We start from the raw sequence: 4013 nt of genomic DNA on the forward strand, positions 1-4013 counted from the left end.
TACCTTCTTAGAAAACTCACATTGTGTCCTATTTGTCAATATTTAGAGGGCTGGGGCGTTAAAGTTACGAGTGTCAGTCATTAGTTGTATCTCCTTGATGTGTTCTAATGACTTATCGTGTTGATGCTTGGGTTTTTGTGCCAAGTAAGTAGAATTTTAATTATTAAGTTTTATTACAGGAGCTTGACGTATATGTTTTTGCTGATTAACCAGATTTTCTGATTCATTCCATTAGAAAAAATTGTCCCATCTTCTCTTAAAAATCCAGGAATCTGAAATAAATCATAAATATTATGTTTGTTAAAGTTAATACTTGTATCCCTTATTTTCAATCCGCAAATTTTCAACCTCTCTAACAGTAAAAGGATTATTTCCTTTACTAAGTGAATCTATCCAATACTGTCTTTGATCTTTCAATTTTTTGAATACTTTTTCATTATCATAACTAGGATTATTTTCTAATTCTTTATCAATCCATTTAATAAATACTTCAAAATCTTTAATTGCACCTTCCATATCACCTGTTAATGCTTTAGCAATACCTCGACTATCTTTAAATGTAGCATTTTCTGGTTCAATTTCTACTGCTTTTTCACAAGCATTAATTACTTGATTAGCAAAACCATTTAAACTACCGTCCCAACATAAAATATTCCAAGATTCAGCGAATATTTCTGTTGGTGCAAATTGTTGAGCTTCTTTATAAGCCGTTATAGCTTCTTGTATTTTACCTTGTTCAATTAATCTCTTTCCTTGATTAATTAACACCATAGTCTTAATAGGATTTTTATCTGATTTAAGTAAAATTATCCGATTTTGTAACTTTAATTTAGCTTTATTTACATTTTCATTTGGCTTATCAAGCTTGTCAAGCATAGCGATAATTGATTGAAAATCTTGTACTGCACCATTAATATTACCTGTTAATGCTTTCGCAATACCTCTATTTTCTAAAAATTCAGGATTATTAGGTTCAACCCTAACAGCTTTTTCACAAGTTTCCATAGCTTCACTAGCTTTATTATATTCATTTCCATACTCACATATTCTATTCCAAGAAGAAGCTTCAATTTTCCATTCTGGATCAGCTTTTTTTACATCTTTATACATTTGAAGTGCTATTTTAATATTACCTTCTTTGGCTTGTATCACTCCTTTCCAAATTAAAGAATTAGCTAGTGGGGTATTATATCCTTGTTGTAATTTTTTAATTAAATTAATTTGATCAATTTTAATTTGTTCTAATTGTTGCTTTTTTTTATCATCTTTAGGCGATATTTCATTAATTAATTCAATTGATTTTTTAAAATCTTTAATTGCTTGTGCAATATTTTTGTTAATAGCATTAGCTACTCCTCTCTTAAATAAAATAAAAGGATCATCAGGAACAAATACTACTAATTTATTACAAATAAATATAATATCATTAGAATATAACCAGAGGTTTTCTAAAGTACAAATATTAGAATATGTTTTTATATGAATCTGAAACTCTGGTTCAAGTTTTTTAATTTCTTCATAAGCATCAAAGACTTTTTTCAAAGTACCTTCTGTTAGCATTTTTTTATAATTACTTGATAATGATTCAACTGCTATTTTTTGAGCTTTTAATTTCGGATTAATGTCTGAACTTGGTTCTAGTCTTAATGCCTCATTAAACTTAATATTTGCTTCTTCTATATAACCTTTTTTAGCTAAATTCTCGCCTTCTTCAACTAGAATTTGTGCAGGTGTTTCAATTTGTTTAATTCCACTTTTAGGAACAAAAGTTTTTAAATGTATTGGTTTTGATAAAATACTTTTCCCGTTATTATAAATAAATCGAACACGGAATTTATGAAATGAAGATTTAGGAGTTGCAATTAAAATATTAAATCTATCTGTTTCATTTGGCTTTATATATTGAGAAACTGAAGAACCATTACTTTGTATAATTACCTGATAATTTTCTCTATCAACATCTAATTTTGCATCATATTGATATGTTGGTGGTCCCGGATCACCATATTGACCAGCATCTAAAATAGGTACTTTCGTTGAGAATTTAATAGTTTGACGATTTTCTTTTCCTTCTAATGTTTTTCCTGAGAAAAGAATTTCACCATAAGCTATACCATAAATTAAACTATCACTTTTACTATCTTTAAATATTCCTAATGATTCAATTATATTTTCACATTCTTGGTTTAATTTATCAGGATTAGAACGAAAACGAAACAAATAATTCCACTTACAATCATTAGCTAAAGGTGATTCTTCATAATAATCTTTATTAGCTATACGATTATAAACCCCTACTTTATATCCGATTGTTTCAAAATCAAGACCTAATTCTTGAAATGTATTTGAAATATCTACTATATAACTATCAGTGAAATTTCCTATATTAACTTTATGTTTATAGTTTCCATTCCATAATATTTTTTCTCCTAAAGGAACTAAATTAAATTTAACAGAAGCATCTTTGACTTTACCCCATCCTTCATTAATTAATTCAAAGCGTAGTAAATTAGGCCCATTTTCAGGAATTACTACAACTGGAGATGGATCTATTACACTTTTTTCAACTTCAAGAAGTATATCAGTTATATATATAGTTTTATTACTATTGTTAACCAATCGAATATCAAGATTAGGAAATTGCCAGGAGAAAAAAGGTGGATCTCCCGTTGCAACTTTTATTTCAGAAATGGGATCTCCATTAGCTAATTTAGTAAGATATTTCATTTGAGGAGTAATGGATAACACATCTTCTTCAATTTTATTAGTTTGATAATTTAAATTTGTTTCCTCATTTGGTCTAAAATAACTTGAAACAGCATCATCTCTAATATCATTACTTACAGAAATACTTAAAGCTATATCATCTTTATTAAGAAATACCTGTAAAAAATAACCACCAATTACTAAAGATATAGCACTAACACTTGCTATAAATATAGATATTTTATTAAGTTTCCTTTGCCATATTCTAGACTTCTTAATTAACTTATTCCATGTAAAAATTCCTATATCTGTTTGTTGCTGACAAACAACAGGAAGCCAACTAATACCCGGATAATTTTTTTGATACTTATCTTGTAACTTTTTCCTTGCTTCTCTGACACAATCATGTAAACTTCTATCACCATCACCACCAGCAAAAGCCTTTAAAAAGTCCCGTAAAAAAGTTTGAGCAACAATATCAGGTACTTTTTCTCGCATCACAATAATTTGAGGTAAAGCTAAATCTTCTAATTGTTTAGCGATTCCTAAACCTTGACATGAGTTAAATATAGCTAACTGTAAACCTTTACCCACAGATTCTCTTAAAGATTCTTTTAAATCATCAATTGTAATAATCTCATTTTCTCTTAGTTGTAAAGAACCTATATTTTCATTTTCTTCACTGCTACTATGTCCAGAATAAAATAATATTTGCCAAGGTTTTTTCCAAAGTTTATCTACTAATTGCTGACGAGTTGGTTGAGGTAAAAATTCAACTTCTGCACCCAATTTACGAATCGCATCAATATCTGATTGATAATCTATTTTTTTATCTTGTCCTTTTTCTATAGGTTCACCTAAAATTACTAAAATTTTAACTTCAGATGATTTTTGAGGGTTAGAATTAATAATAACTGTTTTTTGTTCAGATGGACTAAAAGCAAATTCAGATAAATGAAAATTATCAATAAATAAATTCCACACTTGCCAAGGAAGTCTTCTTAAATGACGATTATCTGTTTGAATAATAATTCTAATTTCATCTTCTTTATTTAATTCAACCTGTAATCTTTCGATAACTTTCTTCTTCCAATTTTCATCTTGAGAATTAAGCCAAGTATTGACATCATTTTCTAAATTTTGAGTTAGGTCAGTAAAACCAATACTAACTTCATTAGTTTGAGGTTCTACTGTAATAGCTCTATTAGCAAAATAACTAATCCATTCTTCATAACCTTGTCTCCATTGTTCCCAGGGTTAGCGCATCTCAAACCCTATTGACAAGGGGATTTATATGATATATGGGG

1 protein-coding gene is annotated in these 4013 nt (G+C 28.4%); it reads right to left on the bottom strand.

Annotated features, from left to right (window positions below):
• Window positions 1-306 precede the first annotated feature (306 nt).
• Complete coding sequence (locus VB713_RS13900; RefSeq protein WP_323312111.1) at window positions 307-3927, bottom strand: CHAT domain-containing protein; 3621 nt, start codon at window positions 3925-3927, stop codon at window positions 307-309.
• Window positions 3928-4013 lie beyond the last annotated feature (86 nt).

It is taken from the genome of Anabaena cylindrica UHCC 0172 (assembly GCF_034931625.1).
Lineage (GTDB): Bacteria > Cyanobacteriota > Cyanobacteriia > Cyanobacteriales > Nostocaceae > Anabaena > Anabaena cylindrica_A.